This window comes from Amycolatopsis marina, assembly GCF_900111885.1.
Taxonomy (GTDB): Bacteria; Actinomycetota; Actinomycetes; order Mycobacteriales; family Pseudonocardiaceae; genus Amycolatopsis; species Amycolatopsis marina.
On sequence record NZ_FOKG01000003.1, the window covers coordinates 73,900 to 94,480 of the forward strand.

A 20,581-nucleotide genomic window follows, 5' to 3' on the forward strand; every position below is an offset into this window, starting at 1 on the left:
CTCATCTCGTGAACTCTTCGGTTTCTTCGAGCGATTCGTCGGACGTCGCATGGATGCCTGCCTGGTGCTCGCGGTGCGCGACCCGCAGTTGTCCCCACCAGATGGCGGCGCCGCACCACATGGCGATCGCGGAACCCCAGCTCGCCCCGAGCGCACCTGCGATGGTGGCGCCCGCGAGCCCGCCGCCGAGGTACCCCGCCGACGCGATCAGCTGGGAGCGCAGGCTGCGCCGTGCCGCACCGAGCGCACGCAGACCCGAAGCCGCTCCCGCGACCAGTCCGGCCCCCGTGACCGACAGCGTGACCGGAAGGATCAGCGCGGAAGCGGGTTCCCAGACCGAGTCCAGCACGAACTCGCCCGCGATGTCCGGCACGAGCAGCAGCGCGCAGCCCCAGACCAACGCCGCCGCGGCCTGGCTGCCACCCAGCACGAGGCAGAACTTCGGGAGCCGGTGCGGTGAGCGCCGCAGGACCCGCGCTGCCTCGGGAACCGCGACCAGGCTGAGGCCCATCAGCACGGCGAGGAACGGGCCGAGCAACAGTTCGGCTCCCCGGATCGCGCCGACCTCGCTGAGGCCGGCGATCGCGCCGAGGCCGTACATCCGCAACTGGGAGGCGCCACTGTTGCTGACGTTCTCCACGAGATAGCGCGGACCGAGGTCCCGCTGCTGACGCAGCCACACTGCCGCCTGCACGCCGGCCGGAACGACACCGGACTGCAGGTACCCGAACCCGGCCGCGACGCCGCCGGAAACGCCCCAGGCCAGCACGAACCAGAAGACGCTTCCCTGCTGGGCGGCGAGCACCAGTGCGGGAATCAGCGCAGCGCCCCAGACGACGTCGTTGACGAACGCCTTGCGCCCCTGTCCCGCTGCGAAGAAGGCAAAACGCCAGCTGTCCTGCAACAGCAGCATGGGGAACACGAGACCGAGCGCGACGAACGCGGCACCGAGCCCACCGCCGATGGCCAGTCCTGCGAGCACACTGACCACTCCGGACACGAGGCCGATGAGCAGGGCCGTGCCGGAGGACCTGGCCACCGCCGCGCGCCAGGCTGCGGGCGAGACCCCGCTGAACCGGACGACCAGTGGGTCGGTGGTGAGCCCCCGGGAAATGTTGAGCACCAGGCCGTAGGTCACCCAGGCAAGGGTGAAGACACCGAACTCGGTCACCCCGAGCGTGCGAGCCACATAGATGCCGACGGCGAAGTTGGTCATGCTGGACACGGCCTGGTCGGCCAGTCCCCAGCTGATCCGCCCCGCCACCGCACGCATCGCCGTCGAAGACCCGGCCGCACGATGTCTGCCGGCCTGCCTTGGCGGCGGACCGGGCGCCTCGGGTCCCGCGTGACGACCGTGGCTCACGTCCCGTCCGCCTCCTTGAGCAGCCCGGCATCCCGTAATGCGTCGGCGGCGGCGACGACCGTGTCGAACGGCAGTTCGGCACGGTCGGCGACGTCGAGCAGGCTGTGCTCGCCGTCGGAGAGGTTGAGCACCCAGAGCATCGCCAGCTGCGCCTGCTTCGCGTCGCTGCGCCCGCCGAGGGAGTCGTACAGTCCACGCCTGCCCAGCTGCGGTTCGCCGTAGGGGCTCAGGTTCACGTACGTCCGGTTGCGGTCCAGGACGGCGAACGCCTCGCGGCAGGTCGCCAGCGTGTCCGACATCGACTCGGCCAAGACGAAGTCCGGGTTGTCGGCGGAGGTGTGGTACTCCGGGTACCCCGCATGCGGGGTACGGGTCAGCGATCCGACGCCGAGGTTGAACCCCGGTGAGCAGAACTGGCGTTCGTCATAGCCGTACGGCGAGAACCGGACGATCTCGTGTGGACGACCGCTGGCGCGCAGCAGGTGCCGCAGCACCCGGTCTATCTCGGCGTCCCCGCGCCTGCTCTGCTTGTAGGTCAAGGAACCGCGATCACCGGCGCAGGCCAGCACCAGCCCGTGCCGGATCCGGTCCACCCGCTCGAAGTTGCGAGCCAGCCAGGTGATGGAGCCGATGGTTCCAGGAACGAACAGGAACCGGTAGGTGTGGTGCGGTGCGGCCGCGGCCAGTTCACCCGCGAGCGCCGTCGCCACCGCGATGCCGGCCAGGTTGTCGTTGGCCAGCGCGGGGTGGCACACGTGGCAGGACACGATGACCTCGTCGGCGACCTGCCCGGGTACGACGTACTCGCCATAGGTCAGGTGCCCATCGCCGAGCGTGGAGTCGATGTGCACCTCGTAGTCCCCATCCGGCATCGCGTCCAGTGTGTTCTGCGCGAGGCAGAATCCCCAGTCCGGCGCGTAGTAGCTGGTTCGGTACGGAATCCACGAGGGATGCTCGGGCAGGGTGTGCAGGTGCGACCGCAGCTGTTGCAGCGTCATGGTCGCCGATACCGGCACGCTGTAACTGACCACGTGCAGGCTCGAGTCGGCGAAGTCCACCACCCGGTTGCCCGCGCTGTCGGCGATGTAGGCGTCGCGGATGTTCCATTCCTGCGGCACGGTCCAGTCGAGGACCGGTGTGCCGGTCGGCACCTCGTGCACCCGCAGCGGGATGTGCTCGGACAGGATCTCCAGTGTCCGGCGCACCCCGTCGCCGGTGATGCTCCGGCAGAGCGGATACAGCCGCTCCACCAGTTCGTGCATCCGCGCGCCGTCCATCAGCGGTGCCGCAGGGTCTCGTCGACCTCGCCCGCGGCCGTCCGGTCCTTCAGCCAGGCCAGCCGGGTGAACCGCTGATCGAAGCCGTCCTTGGTGAGGCCGAACCGCCGGTACGCCTCGGTCAGCTCCACCGCACCGTCCTTGACCGACCACTCGCAGTCGAACCCGGGAACTGCCGCGCGGAAGCGGGAGAAGTCCACTCTGTACGAGCGCGGGTCCGCTCCGGCCTCACCGGTGATCAGCAGCCGGGAACCGGGTACGGCCTCCACCACCTGGTCGGCGATCTGCGCGACCGTCACGTTGTTGCGTTCGGTGCCGATGTTGAACGCCCGGTCGTGCACGGTCTCCTTCGGAGCCGTCAGCGCGGCGGCGAAGGCCCGCGCGATATCGCCCGCGTGCACCAGAGGCCGCCACGGGGTGCCGTCGGAGAGCACGCGCACCTCACCGGCGAGGCAGGCGTGCCCGACCAGGTTGTTCAGCACGATGTCGGCCCGCAGGCGGGGTGAGAACCCGAAGGCGGTGGCGTTGCGCAGGAAGACCGGCGAGAAACCGTCGTCGGCCAGTTCGTGCAGATCGTCCTCGACCCGCACCTTCGACTCGGCGTACGGGGTGACCGGTCGCAGTGGCGCGTCCTCCCCCACCAGGCCGTCACCGCCGGAGGCGCCGTACACCGAGCAGGTCGAGGCGTACAGGAACCTGCGCACGCCCGCGTCCTTGGCGAGCCTGGCCAGCCGGACCGAGGCGCTGTGGTTGATGTCGTAGGTGAGTTCGGGAGCCAGCGCGCCGAGCGGGTCGTTGGACAGCGCGGCCAGGTGCACGACCGCGTCCACACCGGACAGATGTTCCGCGGTGACGTCGCGCAGATCCACCCGGTGTCCGGGCGGATCCGCGGGCGCGTCTCCGAGCACACATCCGGCGAACAGTCCGGAGTCGAGACCGGTGACCTCGTGGCCCTCCGCGGCGAGCACCGGAGCCATCACCGTGCCCAGGTAGCCCTGGTGCCCGGTCAGTAGCACACGCATGGTCTTTCATCCCTCCGAACGATGGTGCGGTGCCCCGTGTCATATTCAAAACTCGGGTTATTCAGGTCCGTAGCGTGCGTCACCGATGCGGTGAACCGCACCGACCGCTCGCACGGGCCTGTCGGCCCGCGGTCGCTGGGTCGTTCTGCATAATCCCTCCTAGATCGAGGACAGCCTTGGTCACGGAGAAGCCCTCCGCGTAGTGCGCGTGGCATTCGATGCCCCGGATGCGCGCGAGCCCGAGGAACGCCTCCCTGTCGTACCAGGGGCGATGCCGCTGCGAGGGGTAGTGCTCCTGCAGCAACCGCACCTTGTCCTCGGCGATGTCATCGGTGAGCGGCTGGTAGGCCACCGGCCTGCCGAGATCGCCGTCCCACTTGACTATCTCGTAGCCGAGCACGAGGTGGTCGCGGAACGCCGTGGGCACCAGGGTGGCGAGGCCCCGGTGATCCTGGTGCGCGTCCTCGGTACGGGGCGCGAGGACGAGATCCGGTTCCGTCCGTGACCGCAACTCCTCCAGCGCGTTCTTCGCCTCGTCCCAGTGGACCGGCAGCCGTCCGTCGGGCAGTTTCAGCACGCTGACTTCGAGGTCCGCGTTCGGACAGAAGGCGGCGAGCGCGGCGCGCTCCTCGTCCTCCCTTTCGGTCCCGCCGCCGGAGAGGACAAGCGCGTCCACCCGGATTCCCGGGCTGGCGGAGCACAGGGTGAGCAGCGTTCCGCCCGCACCGATCGCGATGTCGTCACAGTGGGCGCCGAGTGCGACGATGCGACTGACCCCGGTGGCCCGCAGCGCCAGCATCAGGCGCTCGCGACGGCGGTGCGTCGTTCCCAGAGCGCCCAGGGGCGGTCTCCCTTGGCATATCCCTCGTCCAGGGCGTAGCGCTCCTTGACCGTGTCGGTCGGCTTCCAGAAGCCCCGGTAGGGATAGGCCAGCAGCCTGCCGCGCTTGGCGAGTTCCGCGCAGCCGTCGGCGACGAGGTCACCGTTCTTCGGGATGTGGTCGAAGATCTCCTGGCGCAGCACGAAGTACCCGCCGTTCTCCCACAGCGGCATCTCGCTGACAGCGGTGATCGAGCCGACCAGCCCGCCCTCGTCCATCTCCACACAGTGGAACGACGACTGGGGCGGAACGACCATCATCGACGCACCCGCTTCGGAGCTCTGGAACCGTTCGATCATCGCGGGCAGCGGCGCGTCGGTGAGCACGTCGGCGTAGTTGGCGAGGAACATCTCGTCGCCGTCGAGGTGCTCGCGCACGCGGCGCAGGCGCTCACCGATCGCGGACTCGATTCCCGTCTGGATGAAGGAGATCGACCAGTCGGAGATGTCGGTGGACAACAGCCTGGTCCTGCCGCCGGAGAGCACGAAGTCGTTGGACGTCGTCTCCTCGTAGTTGAGGAAGAAGTCCTTGACGTGGTGCGCGCCGTAGCCGAGGCAGAGCACGAACTCGGTGTGCCCGAAGTGGGCGTAGTAACGCATGACGTGCCAGATCAACGGCCGTGGCCCGACCATCTGCATCGGCTTCGGCACGTCCGACTGGGTTCCGCCACGCATGCGCATGCCGTACCCGCCACAGAAGAGGACGACCTTCATGGCTGGCTCCCCACGATGTCAAGAGTCGGTATGGGAAAGACCAGCCTGCCGCCCCATTCATACACATAGGACAGTTGTTCGGTGATCTCGTCGCGCAGGTTCCACGGAAGCACGAGAACGTAGTCCGGCCGGTCAATGGCGATCTGTTCGGTCGGCAGCACCGGAATTCGGGTTCCCGGAGTGAACCTGCCGTGCTTGTACGGATTGCGGTCGACGGTGTACGACAGGAGGTCGGGCCGGATACCGCAGTGGTTGAGCAGGGTGTTGCCCTTGCCGGGAGCGCCGTAGCCGACCACGGTCTCCCCGCGTTCGGCGGCGCCGGTGAGGAACTGCAGCAGTTCCCTGCGTACTCGCCCCACCCGCGCCGCGAACTCGGTATACCCCGAGAGCTCGTGCAGTCCGGCGGCTTTCTCCTGCGCCAGCACATCCAGCATCCGCTCACTCGGTTCGCCTGCCGCTTCGGTGGGTCTGGCCCACAACCGGATCGACCCGCCGTGCGTCGGCAGCAGCTCGACATCCACAACGGACAGCCCGCCGAGCGCGAGAGCCCTGGTCGCGGAATCCACCGTGTAGTACTGGAAGTGCTCGTGATAGATCGTGTCGTACTGGTTGTGCTGTACCAGGGTGAGCAGATGCTGCACCTCGATCGACACCCAGCCCCGGTCCGCCACCAGTGATCGCAGGCCGTGGGTGAAACCGACGATGTCCGGAATGTGTGCGTAGACGTTGTTGGCCACCACGAGATCGGCGGGACCGTGCTCCGCGCGCACGCCCGCACCGGTCTCGCTGTCGAGGAACGCGGTCACCGTCGGCACCCCCGCGTCGCGTGCCGCCTGCCCGACGTTCACCGAAGGTTCCACGCCGAGACAGCGGATTTCCTGTGCCACAACGTGCTTGAGCAGATACCCGTCGTTACTGGCCACCTCGACGACGAACGAGTCCCCGTCGAGGCCGAGCCGCCGCACCGCCCCCGAAACGAACTCGCGAGCGTGCCGCACCCAGGACGCCGAGTACGACGAGAAGTAGGCGTACTCGGTGAACGTCTCCTCCGGCGTGATCAGCGGCGGAATCTGTGCGAGCCTGCAGTCGGCGCAGAGACGCAGATGCAGCGGATAGGTGACTTCCGGCTGCTCGAGATCCTCGGCGGCGAGAAAGCGTTCACACGGCGGGGTCGCCCCGAGATCGACGATGCTGGCCAGGTTCGTCGAACCGCAGAGTCTGCACGTTGTCATCAACCCGCTCCAGGGCTCGCCGATCGTCAAGGGTGGTGCAACACCTGATTCGCTGGGCCGTGAGGGCTTGTTACAGAGTCACCGCGTGCCGCGGCGGACCGACTCCCAATCGAGACATGGCGAACACGGGCGGGCCGCCGGGGCCCGGCGATGACGACCGGAAGTGACGTACACCGAGCAACCTTGCCAACTGGTATTCGCTGGCCCGTATACTGAATTTCGGCGCAACGAACTTTGGAGGTCGTCGATGGACACGGCGGGCAGGAGGCTCGGTGCTCGAGCCCGTCGAGGCGCGCGCAGACGACAGGCGCTCTCGATCACCGCGCTCTGCGCGGCCGCCGTGCTCGTGCTGACCCTCGTCACCGTCCACGCGGTGCGCTCCGCGGGCGACACCGCGTCGGCGGTGACCGGGAAGCCGAGAATCGTGACCACGACGAACTTCCTGGACGACACCGTTCGCCAGATCGGTGGCGAGCACATCGACACGGTCCGGCTCATGCCGCCCGGCGTCGACCCGCACCTGTACCAGGCCAAGGCGAGCGACCTGCGCGAAATGCGGCAGGCCGACGCCGTCTTCGCGGTCGGGCTGTATCTCGAGGGCTCGCTGCAACGAACGCTCGAGGAGATCGGGCGATCGAGGCCCGTGCTGTTCGCGGGCTCCGCGATTCCCCGCGACCTGCTGCTCAGCCCGCCCTCGGACGCCGCGCCCGAGGAGGAGTACGACCCGCACGTGTGGTTCGACCCCGCGCTGTGGGCGTACGTCGTGCAGGCGGTCACCGACCAGCTGGCCGAAATCGACCCCGAGCACGCCGACGACTACCGGCTCAGGGGCGCCGAGTACCGCGCGCGGGTACTTGGCCTCACCGGGGAGATCCGAGCGCTCATCGAGCGGATCCCGGAAACGAAGCGGCAGCTCGTCACCTCGCACGACGCGTTCCGCTACTTCGGCAGGGCGTTCGGCATGAACGTCGTGGCGATTCAGGGGATCTCGACGCAGTCCGAAGCGACGACGACCGACGTCAACAGGGTCGCCGCCCGTATCGCCGACAGCGGGGTGCCTTCGGTGTTCGTCGAGACCAGCGTGCCGCGGCAGATGCTCGACTCGGTACTCGCGGCGGTGCGACAGCAGGGCAAGGACGTCCGTATCGGCGGGGAGCTGTACTCCGACTCGGCGGGCGACGACGGCACACCGGAAGGGACCTACCTCGGCATGATTCGCGCGAACGCCGCCCAGCTCGTGGCGGGGCTGACATGACCCTGACCGCGAACGAGAAGCAGCAAGCCGTGCAGGCGCCCGCGCTGGCACTCGACCGGGTCAGCGCTTCCTACGGGGGCCGGACCGTCCTCGACGATGTGACGCTGGAGATTCCGGCCGGCTTGCTGACCGCCGTGGTTGGCCCGAACGGCGCGGGCAAGTCGACGCTGGTCAAGGCGGCGCTCGGGCTGATGCCCGCGGTCCGTGGCCGGGTTCGCCTGCTCGGGGAACCACTGAAGCAGGTCCGGCGCAGGGTGGCCTACGTGCCGCAGCAGGACAGCGTCGCCCAGGACTTCCCGATCACCGCCGTCGAAGTCGTCGAGATGGGCCGCTTCCCGCACCGTGGCTGGTTGCGCAGGCTCACCCGGGAGGACGATGACCTCGTCGCGGCCGCCATGGACGAGGTCGGGGTCCTCGATCTCGCGAAGCAGCCGATCGACGAGCTCTCCGGTGGCCAGCGGCAGCGGGTGTTCCTGGCCCGCGCCCTGGCCCAGCAGGCTGATCTGGTGATCCTCGACGAGCCGTTCACCGCCGTGGACGCGCGGACGGAGTCGGCGCTGCTGGACGTGCTGAGCGGACTCTGTGCGCGGGGGCGCTCGGTCATCGCCGTGCACCACGACCTGCGCACCGTGCAGGAACGCTTCGACCACGCCGTCCTGCTGGCCGGCACCGTGGTCGCGGACGGGCCTGCCGGCACCGTGGTGACCCCGGCGAACCTGGAGCGCGCGTACGGCCTCACACCGCTCTCCCCGCGCACATGATCGGCGCCGTACTCGAGTGGTTGCCGCTGTCGTATCCCGACGCGGTGGTCGTCGTCGGCACCGCGGTCGTCGGCTTCGTCGCGGGCGCCCTCGGGCCACTGGTGGTGCTGCGCAGGCGGAGCATGTTCGGCGACGCGATGAGCCACGGCACCCTGCCGGGCATCGCGGTCGCGTTCCTCGTGACGGGGACGAAGGCCCCCGAGGCGCTGCTCATCGGCGCCGCGGTGTCGGCCGCGCTGGCCGCGTTCGGCATGATCGGGCTGGAGCGGGTCGGCCGGCTGCGCTCGGACGCGGCGATCGGTGTCGTCCTGTCCATCTCCCTCTCGCTGGGCATCGTGCTGCTCACCCACATCGCGGGCAGTGGCAACAGTGAGCAGTCCGGGCTCAACTACTACCTGCTCGGCCAGGCAGCCGGGATGGTCGAGCGGGACATCGTGCTCGCGCTGGTGCTCGGCCTGTTCGCCCTCACCGTCGTGACGATCGGCTTCCGGGTACTGCGCTCGGCGACGTTCGACCCCGGGTTCAGCGCGGTCGCCGGCGTCCCGACCTGGGCGGTCGACGCGGCCAGCACCGGTCTGCTCGCCCTGGCCGTGGTACTCGGCGTCCGCACGGTCGGCGCGATTCTCATGGTGGCGCTGCTGGTGGCTCCCGTGGTCGCGGCACGGCAGCTCACAACGCGGCTGAGCGGGCTGGTCCCGCTGTCCGGCGTGCTGGGGGCGCTGTGCGGCGTCGTCGGCGGGGTCGTCTCGGGCAGGGCCGAGTTGCCTGCGGGTCCGGTCATCGTGTTGCTGGCGACCGTGATCGCCCTGCTGGCGATCGTGTTCGCGCCACGGCGGGGCGTCCTCGCCAAGGCCCGCAGGCGCAGGGAGTCCCCGCCAAGGGAGGTCGCGTCCACATGACGTTCACCGCGGACGACCTGATGATCATCATCATCGCCGGGCTGCTGTCGACGGCCTGCGCGCTACTGGGCAGCTTCCTCGTCCTGCGGCGCCAGGCGCTGCTGCCGGACGCCGTGAGCCACGCGGTGCTGCCGGGGATCGTGGCGGTCTTCCTGCTCACCGGAGAACGCACGTCACCGGTGACGGTCCTCGGCGCCACCGCCTTCGGTGTCGCGTGCGTCGCGGCGTTCGAGTGGCTCCGGCGAACGAGGACGGTCGGCTCGGACGCGGCACTGGTGCTGGTCTTCCCCGCGCTGTTCTCGCTGGGCATCCTGGGCATCGGCCAGTTCGCGTCCGGCGCGCACATCGACCTCGACTCGGCCATCTACGGCGACATCACCTTCGCGCCGCTGCGCACGACGGAGTTGGCGGGCACGACGGTGCCGACGTCACTGGTCATCACCGCGACCGCGGCCGTGCTGACCGTGCTGCTCGTCATGCTGCTGTGGCGGCCGCTGCAGGCGAGCACGTTCGATCCGGACTTCGCCGAGCTCAGCGGCCTGCGTGGGCGGGTGGTCGGGCAGATCCTGCTGGTGGCCGTCGCGGCGCTGGCCGTGGTCGCGTTCGACAGCGTCGGCGCGATCCTGGTGATCACCTTCTTCGTGGTGCCGGCCTCCACCGCCCGCCTGCTGGTCAATCGGGTCCCCGCGATGCTGGTGGCGGCCGTCGCCGTTGGCTGGGTCAGCTCGGTCGCCGGGCACCGCGCCGCGGTGGAACTCGACACGTCGATCCCCGGCATGATCGGGCTCAGCAGCGCGGTCGTGTTCCTGCTGGCGCTGCTGCTCGCGCCGCGCCGGGGTCTCGCCTGGCGAGGCCTCCGCCGACTCCGCGCCGCCTGACCCGCACTTTCCCGGGAAAGTGCGAGTCGGCACACCCCGCCACCTCGAAAACCCTCGCACTTTCCCGGGAAAGTGCGATAGCCGGCGCGTGCACGTAGCGCACTTTCCCGGGAAAGTGCGGGCTGGGGCAGGGTTACTTGCGGATCTCCAGGGTGCAGCACTTGGGGCCGCCGCCCGCCTTGCGCAGCTCGGAGATGTCGACGAGGACGGGCTCGTACCCCCGCTCGGCGAGGCGGGCGGCCAGCGCGGTCGCCTCGCCGGGCAGCACCACGTTGTGACCGTCGGAGACCCCGTTCAGCCCAAGGCAGGACGCATCGGCCTCGTCGGCGCGCACCGCGTCGGGGAACAGCCTGGCCAGCACCCGGCGGGACCCCGGCGAGAAGGCCTCCGGGTAGTAGGCGACCTGCGCCGGCGCGGAATCGGTGGCCTCGGCGAGAACGAACAGGGCCGTGTCGAGGTGGTAGTAGCGCGGGTCGGTCAGCCGCAGCGACACCACCGGGACGCCGAGTGCCTCCTGCGCCTCGGCGTGCGCCTCCGGGTCGGTGCGGAATCCGGTTCCGGCGAGCAGCACCCGGCCGGTCCAGGCGAAGTCGCCCTCAGCCTCGTTGATCTTGGAAGGCATGATCACGTCGCGGTAGCCGTGCTCGACGAACCAGCGGCGGAAGTGCTCCGCCTCGGCGCTGCGCTCGGGCGCCCGGAACCGCGAGCCGAGAACCTGGGAGTCCACGACGGTGCCGGAGTTGGCCGCGAACACCATGTCGGGCAGGCCGGGCTGCGGCTCGATCTCGTCCACCGTGTGGCCGAAGCTGCGATAAGTGTCGCGCAGCCTGGTCCACTGGGCGAGCGCGAGGTCACGGTCCACCGGCTGGGTGGGATCCATCCAGGGGTTGATCGCGTAGTCGACGGCGAAGTACCGCGGCGGGCACATCAGGTAGTGGCGGGGCGTGGGCACACGAACGTCCGAAGATACAAGAGCCGTCATGATTCGAAATGTATGAGACCTGATCTGCGCAAGCAATCTCTGTCTCTTGTGCACATGCATGCTAAACATTGCGTGTGAACGCAATCGACCAGAGAATCATTTCGTGCCTCGTCACCAATGCCCGCTCCAGCTATGCGGAGATCGGCAAGGTCGTCGGGCTTTCGGCCCCGGCAGTCAAGCGGCGCGTCGACCGGCTGCTGGACGTGGGAGTGTTGCGCGGCTTCACCGCCGTGGTCGACCCGGAGGCGCTGGGCTGGGGAACGGAGGCGTTCGTCGAGGTCCACTGCCAGGGCAACGTGGCCCCCGCGCGCATCAGGGCCAGACTGGAACCACTGACCGAGGTGGTGGCCGCCTACACCGTTTCCGGCGCGGCGGACGCCATCGTGCACCTGCGAGCCGCCGACATCCACCACCTCGAGACCGCGCTGGAACGGTTGCGCGGACTGGAGATCATCGACCGCACGGTGTCGACCGTGGTGCTCTCCACCCTGCTCGAACGGCCGCCGAATCCGCAGGCCTGACCGAAGTGCCCGGCGGCGATGGGCCACGATGTGCCGATGACCGAACGCATCCTCAGCGAGCACTCCGGCGGCGTAGCGGTGATCACCGTGGACGCCCCCGAGCGGCGCAACGCGCTGACCCTGGACCTGTCCGCGCAGCTCACCGAGGCCGTGGCCGCCGCGGAGCGGGACGAAGACTGCCACGCGGTGATCGTCACCGGCGCGCCGCCCGCGTTCTGCGCCGGAGCCGACCTGAGCGCGCTCGGAGCGGCGAAGGAAGAAGGCCTGCGGGCGATCTACGAAGGTTTCCTCGCGGTGGCGCGGTGCACGCTGCCGACGATCGCGGCGGTCGGCGGCGCAGCCGTCGGGGCCGGGCTGAACCTGGCGCTGGCCGCCGACGTCCGCCTCGCGGGCCCGCGGGCCCGGTTCGACGCGCGCTTCCTGCAGCTCGGCCTGCATCCCGGTGGCGGGATGACGTGGATGCTCCAGCGTGCGGTCGGCGGGCAGCAGGCGACGGCGATGACCTTGTTCGGCGAGATCCTCGATGCGGATGCCGCGCAGCGGGCGGGGCTGGTGCTGCGTGTCGTGGAGGGAGACCACGATCGGCTGCTGGCCGCCGCACGGGAACTCGCGAAGCCCGCCGCAGAGGCGCCTCGTGAGCTCGTGACCGCCGTCAAGGCCGCCATGCGCACTACCCGCGAACTGAGCAAACACGCGGACGCCGTGGACACGGAACTGCCTCCACAGTTGACCTCACTCGACTCGCCGGAGTTCGCCGCGCGGCTGGCCGAGCTGCGATCACGAATCCGCGGCGGCGGTTCCGGCGAAGGGAGGCCAGGCTCACAGCAGTGAGCCGACACTGACTGTTACCATGAGTTACAGGTAAGCCGGGTCACACAGCCGCACGCGCGGCAAGAACAGCACGTAATCTCGAGGAATGGGCAATGGTGCGCCCACGACGGGAGAGAGGGATTCTCTAACCCATGAGCACGAGCGCTAACGGCAGCGGCAACGGTGCACTGTCGGCCAGCCGCCCGACAGAAGTCAGCCAGCTGGACCGAGTGGTGATCCGGTTCGCGGGCGACTCCGGTGACGGCATGCAGCTGACCGGCGACCGGTTCACCTCGGAAGCGGCGGCATTCGGCAACGACCTGTCGACGATGCCGAACTTTCCGGCGGAGATCCGGGCGCCGCAGGGGACGATCCCCGGTGTCTCCTCGTTCCAGGTCCATTTCGCCGACTACGACATCCTCACGCCCGGCGACCGGCCGGACGTGCTGGTCGCGATGAACCCCGCCGCGCTCAAGGCGAACGTCGCCGATGTTCCCCGCAGCGGCACGATCATCGTGAACACCGACGAGTTCACCAAGCGCAACATCGCCAAGGTCGGCTACGACGCCGACCCGCTCGAGGACGACTCGCTGTCGGCGTTCGAGGTGCACCGGGTCGCCATGTCGACGCTGACCAGGGGCGCGCTCGAGGAGACCGGTCTTTCGAAGAAGGACGCGGAGCGGGCGAAGAACATGTTCGCGCTCGGGCTCCTTTCGTGGATGTACCACCGGCCGACCGAGGGCACCGAGCGGTTCCTGCGGGAAAAATTCGCGAAGAAGCCGGACATCGCCGAGGCCAACGTCCTGGCTTTCCGTGCGGGCTGGAACTACGGCGAGACAACGGAGTCCTTCGCGACGACGTTCGAGGTCGCCCCGGCCAAGCTCGCACCCGGCACCTACCGGCAGATCACCGGCAACGCCGCGCTCGCGTACGGCATCGTCGCCGCGGGCCAGCAGTCCGGCCTGCCGATCCTGCTCGGCACCTACCCGATCACGCCGGCCAGTGACGTGCTGCACGAGCTGTCCAAACACAAGAACTTCGACATCATGACGTTCCAGGCCGAGGACGAGATCGCCGGCATCGGCGCGGCGCTCGGCGCCAGCTACGGCGGCGCGCTCGGCGTGACCTCCACGTCGGGGCCGGGCGTGGCACTGAAGTCGGAGACGATCGGGCTCGGCGTGATGACCGAACTGCCGCTCGTGGTGATCGACGTGCAGCGTGGTGGCCCGTCCACCGGCCTGCCGACCAAGACCGAGCAGGCCGACCTGCTGCAGGCCATGTTCGGCCGCAACGGCGAGTCACCGGTGCCGATCGTGGCTCCGGCGACCCCCGGCGACTGTTTCGACATCGCGCTGGAGGCCACGCGGATCGCGCTGACCTACCGCACCCCGGTGCTGCTGCTGTCCGACGGCGCCATCGCGAACGGCTCGGAACCCTGGCTGGTCCCGGACGCGAGTTCGCTGCCGGATCTGCGCACCCAGTTCGCCAGCGAACCGAACGCGACCGACGGGTCGGACGAGTTCTGGCCGTACGTCCGAGATCCGGAGACACTGGCGCGCGCATGGGCGATTCCCGGCACGGCCGGTCTGCAGCACCGCATCGGCGGTCTGGAGAAGCAGGACGGCACGGGGAACATCTCCTACGACCCGGACAACCACGACAAGATGGTCCGGCTGCGGCAGGCCAAGATCGACGGCGTCGACGTGCCCGACATCGAGGTCGACGACCCCAGCGGCGGGCAGGCTCGGGTACTGGCGCTCGGCTGGGGTTCCACCTACGGCCCGATCGGCGCTGCCTGCCGCCGGGTGCGTAAGGCGGGAATGCCCATCGCGCAGGCCCATCTGCGTTATCTCAACCCCATGCCGAAGAACCTGGGCGACGTGCTCGCGTCCTACGACACCGTGGTGGTGCCGGAGATGAATCTGGGGCAGCTGGCGATGCTGCTGCGGGCGAAGTTCCTCATCGACATCCACAGCTACACCAAGGTTGCCGGGCTGCCCTTCAAGGCGGAGGAACTGCAGGGCGTGTTCACCGACACCATCACCGGCGCCAGCAACCGCACCAAGGAGGTCGCGAAATGACGGCCGACGTACTTTCTACCGCGGAGGTCGCGAAATGACGGCCGACGCACTCTCTACCGCGGAGGTCGCGAAATGACGGCGACAGACCTCGGACTCCCCGCGCTGGGCGGCCTCACCGGCGTGCCCACGACCGACGAGCCGCAGAAGGCCAAGGAGTACAAGTCCGACCAGGAAGTGCGCTGGTGTCCGGGTTGTGGCGACTACGTCGTGCTCAACACGATCCAGTCGTTTCTGCCGCAACTGGGTCTGAAGCGGGAGAACATCGTCTTCGTGTCCGGGATCGGCTGTTCCAGCCGCTTCCCGTACTACATGAACACCTATGGCATGCACTCGATCCACGGGCGGGCCCCGGCGATCGCGACCGGGCTGGCCACGGCGCGGCCCGACCTCAGTGTGTGGGTGGTGACCGGTGACGGTGACGCCCTCTCCATCGGCGGCAATCATCTGATCCACACCCTGCGCCGCAACGTCAATCTCAAGATCCTGCTGTTCAACAACCGGATCTACGGGTTGACGAAGGGCCAGTACTCCCCCACCTCGGATCAGGGAATGGTCACCAAGTCCACCCCGATGGGCTCGGTGGACAACCCCTTCAACCCGGTCTCGCTGGCGCTCGGCGCGGAGGCCACGTTCGTCGGCCGCGCGCTCGACTCCGACCGCAAGGGCCTCACCGAGGTCCTCACCGCGGCGGCCGAGCACCGGGGTAGCGCGCTGGTCGAGATCTACCAGAACTGCCCGATCTTCAACGACGGCGCGTTCGACGTGCTCAAGGACTCCGACGAGTCCGCCCAGCGGCTCATCCCGTTGCGAGCCGGCGAGCCGATCCAGTTCGGGCCGGAAGGCGAGTACGGCGTGACCCGCAGCCCGTGGGGCGGTCTCGAGGTCGCGAAGGTGTCCGAGATCGGGACCGAGAACCTGGTGGTACACGATCCGACCATCGAGGACAGTGCGTACGCGTTCGCGCTGTCCCGGATCGGCGATCAGCACCTGAACCACACGCCGATGGGCATCTTCCGGCAGGTGCGGCGCCCGACCTATGACGACCAGGCTCGTGCCCAGGTCGAGCAGGCACAGCAGGCCAGGACCCCCGACCTCCAGGCGCTGCTGCGCGGCAAGGACACCTGGACGGTCGCCTGACCTCGTCAGCCGAGCGGGCGGAAACCCACCCGCTCGGCATCGGCCGGGGTGCGGAACCAGACCTCGGCGACCATCTGCGGGAACTGCGGTGAGCCGTCGGTGCAGTAGCGCAGGGCGGTGACGCTGGCCTTCACGGTGAAGTCAGGTGCGGGGCGGCCGCCACCGGGAAGTGGCATCGCCGAGCCCGGCCCGAACGGGCCGGACGGGATCGGCGCCCCACCTTGCTCGGCGCCGTGACTGCCGCGCGCGGGCGGAGGAGCCGGTGCGGCGGGATCGGCGGACGGGCCCGAGGGAACAGCGGGCTCGAACAACGAGCCACTGTGGGTACTGCCCTGATCCTGGGCGGGCTCCCTGCGGGAAACGGTACGCATAGACGGTTGGATGGGCTTCGGTGCGTCGAAGCCGCCACGGGGCGACTCGCGTCGCTGCCGCTTGGGCAGGCCCTGCGCGGTCTCGGCCCCGTCCTCGGTCTCGGGTTCCGTCTCCGGCTCCTCGGGTTCGGCGGCCTGGTGAGCCTGCGTCTGCTCCTCGTCTCGCTCGCCAAAGTCCCGCTCGCCGGTGTCCGGACCCACGTAGACCGGCTCGAACGGCTGGTGGGACTGCTCTTCGTAGTCTCCCGTCAGCGATTCCGCGCGCGCCTCGGTGTCGTAGGGCTGATCGTCGTAGGCGTCGTAGTCGCGTGCGTCGTCGTTCTCCGGGAACGTCTGGGGCTGGAACAGACTCACTCCCACGCTCGTCCGTTCCGCCGCCGACTCCTCCGGGAGCGCGACGTCCTGCTGCGCCTGCTCCTGATAGCCCTGGCTCTCGTCATTCGGGCCGACGGCGTAGTCCCGGTCGTACCCGGTCTCGTCGTATCGGCTCTCGTCGTGGCCGGTGTCGTCGTGGCCGGTGTCGAACTGGGCCTGCACATGACCATCGTCGTCGGCAGCGGAACCGGCGGGGTCGTAGGCGGGCGCCGGGTCGGCATCCCAGTCGTACTCGGCCAGTTCCCGTTCGACGGTCTCGTCGCGCCTCGCCTCACCGGCGTGCTCGAGGCTGTCACGTTCGAGCCAGGCGGGAGCGGGACTGACGTACTCGGTCGGCTCCGGGTCGGGCTCGGGAGCCTGCTCCCGTGCCGATCGCACCTGCTGGATCTGCTGGGTGTGTTCGGCGTCGTCACGCTGCGGCGGGGCCTGCTGCACGCGTGTGGGCTCGGGGTCGCGCGGAGGCGCCACAGCGGGAGCCGCCTCGGCCGTGAGGAGTCTGCGCTCCAGTTCACGCGCTCGTGCCTGCACCGGTCTGGCGAGCAGTGCCCATGCGAGCAACGCACCCAGCGCGAACGCAGCCACGCTCCACAGCCAAACCTGCCCGAAAATGGACATTTCCGCGTTGTCTCCCTTCCTACCCCTCCGGCGGGCGTCCTACCGTTCCCACCCGTCGCCGGGTGGGCTCAACGCGTGCGCGCGACGAGGTAGTCAGCGACCGACTCGCAGGCGTCACGGGCCGGTGAGGCCGGCAGCGCTGCCAACTCGGTCCTCGCGCGACGAGCGTAGTCGGCGAGAGTGATCTTGGCGCGCTCGAGGCCGCTGGACTCGCGCAGCAGGTCGAGCGCCTCCTGGACCAGGTCGTCCTCGGTGACGGGACCGGCGAGCAGCTCGACCAACCGAGGATTTGTCGACTTGTCGGCAATCGCGTACAGCATGGGCAGCGTACGGACGCCTTCACGCAGATCGGTGCCTTGCGACTTGCCCAGCTCGGTGGAAGGGGAGTCGATGTCGATGACATCGTCGGAGATCTGGAACGCGGCGCCGATGATGTCGCCGAACCGGCGCAGCGCATCGACGTACTCGTCCGGGGCGCCGGAGAGCATGCCGCCGAAACGCCCGGCCGTGGCGATCAGCGAGCCGGTCTTCTGCCCGATGACGCTGAGGTAGTGCTCGACGGGATCGTCGTCGCCGGTGGGACCGACGGTCTCGCGCATCTGCCCGGTGACCAGCTCGCTGAAGGTCTCGGCGATGATCCGCGCGGCGTCGGTGCCGAGGTCGGCCACCAGCCTTGACGCGTGCGCGAAGAGGAAGTCGCCGGTGAGGATCGCGATCGTGTTGTCCCAGCGGGCGTTGACGCTTTCCGCGCCCCGCCGCATCGTGGCCTCGTCCATCACGTCGTCGTGGTAGAGCGTGGCGAGGTGCACGAGTTCCACGGAGGCGGCCGCGGTGACCACGGCGTCCCTGCCGCCGGTGCCGAACTGCGATGCGAGCAGGGTGAACAACGGACGAAAACGCTTGCCCCCCGCGTCGACCAGGTGGCTCGCGGCGTCGTTTACCGCCTTGACGTCACTGCGGACGACCTCGTGCAGCAACCGCTCGACGTCCTGCAGCCCTTCGGCGAGGTTGCGCAGGAGGTCCTCGTCGGCGATCTGCAGGCCCACGGCTGCGCGCAACTTCTCCATAGCAGCGGCATCAGGCTGCGCCGAGGCACGCTCTCCCGCTGAGGCGCCATGAGGCACTGACACGTCGGCTCCGCCTTTCGGCACTGGGGTCACGGTCCCGCCAAGCCTAATGGCAAGGGCTCCGGTAACGGTGAGCGCGCTGGTCAAAGGCATGCGTGATGCGCGACACCGAGTCAGCCGAAAAGAGAATCCGCGCGGCGAGCAGCCGGAGGTGCTCGGCGCCGCCCTGAGTGCGTCGTTGCCCAGCATGCCCAACTGACCCACTGCGTCGTAGCCGCCACCCACAGCGCCTCCCCATCCCCTGCCCTGGGCAGAGCCGAGCAGCACAACCACGTCAGGAGACTCGGTAGGTGGCCTTGCCGACCCGATCGGCTGCGAAGGGGGATCAGCCGCGACGGATCTTGATGTCGTCCATGTTCGTCGCGCTCGAACCCAGACCGCGGTACGGCCAGCCGGCGTTGTCGAGCACCTCGGCGGCTTTGAGTTCGCCCTCGACGCGGGCGTCCTCCTCGGCCCGTTCCCCCGACGCTGTGACGGTGCAGCGGAACGTGAAGCCGTTCAGCGACCTTTCGTAGGTCAGGGTGCCGTCTTCGGTGAAGGCCGCGCGCAACAAGTCGTGGTCGTCGGCGGCGGCCACCAGCTCGGCGCGGGTCTCCTGGTCCGGGGCGTCGAACCTGCCCCGAACCAGGACCCTGAATTCGCTCGCGGTCATGACCGGAAAACGTACCGACCGGCTACCGCCCATGTACACGGCTTTTCCGAGCGGTCCCCGTCAGAAGGCGAAGCCGCCCGCTCCCGCCCAGTCGAGGGCGAAGGCTGGCGCGATGCCCAGCAGCAGGGTGACCAGCACGCCAAGGGTGATCGCCGCTGTGGTGAAGGCGCCGGGCACGCTCACCGTCGGCCCGTCGGGGGCTGGTTCGGAGAAGTACATCAGCACGACCACCCGGAGGTAGAAGAACGCCGCGACCGCACTGAACACCAGCGCGATCACCACGAGTGGGGCCATGCCGTCGGAGAGCGCTGCGGAGAACACCACGAACTTGCCGATGAAACCACTGGTCAACGGGATGCCGGCGAGCGCGAGCATGAGGAACGTGAACACGCCCGCCACCAGCGGCGACCTTTTCGCCAGCCCCGCCCAGGCCGAGAGATGCGTCGCCTCACCGGTCGAGTCGCGCACCAGGCTCAGCACACCGAACGCGGCGATCGTGGTGAAACCGTAGGCCAGCAGGTAGAACAGCGTGCCCGAGAGCCCGTCCTCGGTCATCGCGATCGCACCGATCAGCAGGAAGCCCGCGTGTGCGATCGAGGAGTAGGCGATCATCCGCTTGATGTCGGTCTGCGTCAGGCCGATGATCGCGCCGATCGCCATCGACACGATCGCGACGCCCCACAGCACGCCGCGCCACTCCCAGCTGGTCGACTCGAACGCGACGGTGAACACGCGCAGAATCCCGCCGAAGGCCGCGACCTTCGTGCAGGCGGCCATGAACGCCGTGATCGGTGTCGGCGCGCCCTGGTATACGTCCGGTGTCCACGTGTGGAACGGGCCGACGGAACCCTTGAACAGCAGGCCGACCACGAGCAGTCCGAGCCCGGCGAAGAGCAGGGTGTCGGACCGGTCCGTGCCCGCGGTGGCATTGGCGATCTCGGACAGCCGGACCGAGCCCGCGTAGCCGTACAGCAGCGCCAGTCCGTACAGGAAGAACGCGCTGGCGAACGCGCCGAGCAGGAAGTACTTGACCGCTGCCTCCTGCGACAGCAGCCTGCGCCGCCGCGCGAGGCCGCACATCAGGTACAGCGGCAGGCTCAGGACCTCGAGCGCGATGAACATCGTCAGCAGGTCGTTCGCCGCGGTGAAGGTCATCATGCCGCCGAGCGCGAACAGCGTCAGCGGGAAGACCTCGGTCTGCATCCCCGTGGAACCGACCTGCGCCCGGTCCTGCACGGTGCCCGGCCGGATCCCCGCCTGCGCGACGAACGCACCGCCCGGCTCGACGGACCGGTCCGCGATCAGCAGGATCGCACCGAGGGCCAGCGCCAGCAGGGTGCCCCAGAGGAACAAGGCGGGTGTGTCCACCGCCAACGTTCCGCTGAATGTGGTCAGGCCCTGCTCCGGCGCGTCCATGACATACGCGCCCAGCGCGACCCCGGCGCCTGCCAGTGTGAGCAGGCACAACGTGACCTGCGCGGGCCAGCGCTGGTGCTTGGGCAGGAAAGCCTCGAACAGCACGCTCAGACAGGCCGCGCCGAGAACCAGCACGATCGGCAGCACGGCCGCCCAGGCGATGGCCGGAGACTCCAGTGGCTGCGCCTGCTGGGCAAGAAGAACGTCGAGCATT

At 69.0% G+C, this 20,581-nt stretch carries 19 protein-coding genes; 8 read left to right on the forward strand and 11 right to left on the reverse strand.

The features are described 5' to 3' along the window. Position 1 precedes the first annotated feature (1 nt). The 6 genes from BM199_RS06555 to BM199_RS06580 form a co-directional block, all read right to left on the reverse strand. Positions 2 to 1,273 (reverse strand): MATE family efflux transporter, encoded by a 1,272-nt coding sequence (locus BM199_RS06555; RefSeq protein ID WP_091671148.1) that lies wholly within the window; start codon positions 1,271 to 1,273, stop codon positions 2 to 4. A gap of 86 nt (positions 1,274 to 1,359) precedes the next feature. After that, entirely contained in the window at positions 1,360 to 2,625 is a 1,266-nt protein-coding gene (locus tag BM199_RS06560) for a DUF4910 domain-containing protein (protein ID WP_177242498.1), read from the reverse strand. 14 nt (positions 2,626 to 2,639) lie between these two features. Then, positions 2,640 to 3,662 carry an NAD-dependent epimerase/dehydratase family protein gene (locus tag BM199_RS06565; protein ID WP_091671153.1) on the reverse strand — a complete coding sequence of 341 codons (1,023 nt, stop codon included), beginning with the start codon at positions 3,660 to 3,662 and terminating at the stop codon, positions 2,640 to 2,642. A 79-nt stretch (positions 3,663 to 3,741) separates the two neighbouring features. Beyond that, positions 3,742 to 4,461 carry a PIG-L deacetylase family protein gene (locus tag BM199_RS06570; protein WP_091671156.1) on the reverse strand — a complete coding sequence of 240 codons (720 nt, stop codon included), beginning with the start codon at positions 4,459 to 4,461 and terminating at the stop codon, positions 3,742 to 3,744. Further along, complete coding sequence (locus BM199_RS06575; RefSeq protein WP_091671159.1) at positions 4,461 to 5,255, reverse strand: sugar phosphate nucleotidyltransferase; 795 nt, start codon at positions 5,253 to 5,255, stop codon at positions 4,461 to 4,463. The genes BM199_RS06570 and BM199_RS06575 overlap by 1 nt, the downstream gene beginning before the upstream one ends. Next, positions 5,252 to 6,487 carry a class I SAM-dependent methyltransferase gene (locus tag BM199_RS06580; protein WP_091671162.1) on the reverse strand — a complete coding sequence of 412 codons (1,236 nt, stop codon included), beginning with the start codon at positions 6,485 to 6,487 and terminating at the stop codon, positions 5,252 to 5,254. Before BM199_RS06580 ends, BM199_RS06575 begins: the two co-directional genes overlap by 4 nt. 247 nt (positions 6,488 to 6,734) lie before the next feature. Between BM199_RS06580 and BM199_RS06585 the strand changes: the two genes are divergently transcribed. Genes BM199_RS06585 through BM199_RS06600 form a run of 4 tightly spaced genes read left to right on the forward strand, consistent with a single transcriptional unit; the run spans position 6,735 to position 10,280 of the window. Next, positions 6,735 to 7,742 (forward strand): metal ABC transporter solute-binding protein, Zn/Mn family, encoded by a 1,008-nt coding sequence (locus BM199_RS06585; protein WP_091671164.1) that lies wholly within the window; start codon positions 6,735 to 6,737, stop codon positions 7,740 to 7,742. Further along, positions 7,739 to 8,503 (forward strand): metal ABC transporter ATP-binding protein, encoded by a 765-nt coding sequence (locus BM199_RS06590; RefSeq protein WP_091671167.1) that lies wholly within the window; start codon positions 7,739 to 7,741, stop codon positions 8,501 to 8,503. Before BM199_RS06585 ends, BM199_RS06590 begins: the two co-directional genes overlap by 4 nt. Further along, complete coding sequence (locus tag BM199_RS06595; protein WP_091671169.1) at positions 8,500 to 9,402, forward strand: metal ABC transporter permease; 903 nt, start codon at positions 8,500 to 8,502, stop codon at positions 9,400 to 9,402. The genes BM199_RS06590 and BM199_RS06595 overlap by 4 nt, the downstream gene beginning before the upstream one ends. Further along, the gene (locus BM199_RS06600; protein ID WP_091671172.1) at positions 9,399 to 10,280 is read left to right on the forward strand and encodes a metal ABC transporter permease; all 882 of its coding nucleotides are present in this window, start codon (positions 9,399 to 9,401) and stop codon (positions 10,278 to 10,280) included. Before BM199_RS06595 ends, BM199_RS06600 begins: the two co-directional genes overlap by 4 nt. A 133-nt stretch (positions 10,281 to 10,413) precedes the next feature. Here the strand turns inward: BM199_RS06600 and ddaH are convergent, their stop codons facing one another. Next, entirely contained in the window at positions 10,414 to 11,262 is an 849-nt protein-coding gene (gene ddaH / locus BM199_RS06605) for a dimethylargininase (protein WP_342741695.1), read from the reverse strand. 74 nt (positions 11,263 to 11,336) lie between these two features. Between ddaH and BM199_RS06610 the strand changes: the two genes are divergently transcribed. The 4 genes from BM199_RS06610 to BM199_RS06625 all read left to right on the forward strand — a co-directional run bounded on the left by BM199_RS06610 (position 11,337) and on the right by BM199_RS06625 (position 15,811). Next, on the forward strand, positions 11,337 to 11,783 hold the full coding sequence (locus BM199_RS06610; protein WP_091671177.1) for an Lrp/AsnC family transcriptional regulator: 447 nt from the start codon (positions 11,337 to 11,339) through the stop codon (positions 11,781 to 11,783). Positions 11,784 to 11,819: 36 nt separating this feature from the next. Next, positions 11,820 to 12,614 (forward strand): enoyl-CoA hydratase, encoded by a 795-nt coding sequence (locus tag BM199_RS06615; RefSeq protein WP_091671581.1) that lies wholly within the window; start codon positions 11,820 to 11,822, stop codon positions 12,612 to 12,614. A gap of 131 nt (positions 12,615 to 12,745) precedes the next feature. After that, positions 12,746 to 14,674 (forward strand): 2-oxoacid:acceptor oxidoreductase subunit alpha, encoded by a 1,929-nt coding sequence (locus BM199_RS06620; RefSeq protein WP_091671180.1) that lies wholly within the window; start codon positions 12,746 to 12,748, stop codon positions 14,672 to 14,674. Between the two features lie 72 nt (positions 14,675 to 14,746). Further along, positions 14,747 to 15,811 (forward strand): 2-oxoacid:ferredoxin oxidoreductase subunit beta, encoded by a 1,065-nt coding sequence (locus BM199_RS06625; RefSeq protein ID WP_091671183.1) that lies wholly within the window; start codon positions 14,747 to 14,749, stop codon positions 15,809 to 15,811. A 5-nt stretch (positions 15,812 to 15,816) separates the two neighbouring features. Here BM199_RS06625 and BM199_RS06630 read toward each other — a convergent pair whose 3' ends face one another. From BM199_RS06630 to nuoN, 4 genes are all read right to left on the reverse strand, one after another. Continuing rightward, positions 15,817 to 17,172 carry a sunset domain-containing protein gene (locus tag BM199_RS06630; protein WP_091671186.1) on the reverse strand — a complete coding sequence of 452 codons (1,356 nt, stop codon included), beginning with the start codon at positions 17,170 to 17,172 and terminating at the stop codon, positions 15,817 to 15,819. A gap of 68 nt (positions 17,173 to 17,240) precedes the next feature. Then, on the reverse strand, positions 17,241 to 18,239 hold the full coding sequence (locus tag BM199_RS06635; RefSeq protein WP_091671187.1) for a polyprenyl synthetase family protein: 999 nt from the start codon (positions 18,237 to 18,239) through the stop codon (positions 17,241 to 17,243). Positions 18,240 to 18,624: 385 nt separating this feature from the next. Next, on the reverse strand, positions 18,625 to 18,951 hold the full coding sequence (locus BM199_RS06640; RefSeq protein WP_091671189.1) for a DUF6204 family protein: 327 nt from the start codon (positions 18,949 to 18,951) through the stop codon (positions 18,625 to 18,627). 60 nt (positions 18,952 to 19,011) lie between these two features. Next, the gene (gene nuoN / locus BM199_RS06645) at positions 19,012 to 20,580 is read right to left on the reverse strand and encodes an NADH-quinone oxidoreductase subunit NuoN (protein WP_091671191.1); all 1,569 of its coding nucleotides are present in this window, start codon (positions 20,578 to 20,580) and stop codon (positions 19,012 to 19,014) included. Position 20,581: the final 1 nt, after the last annotated feature.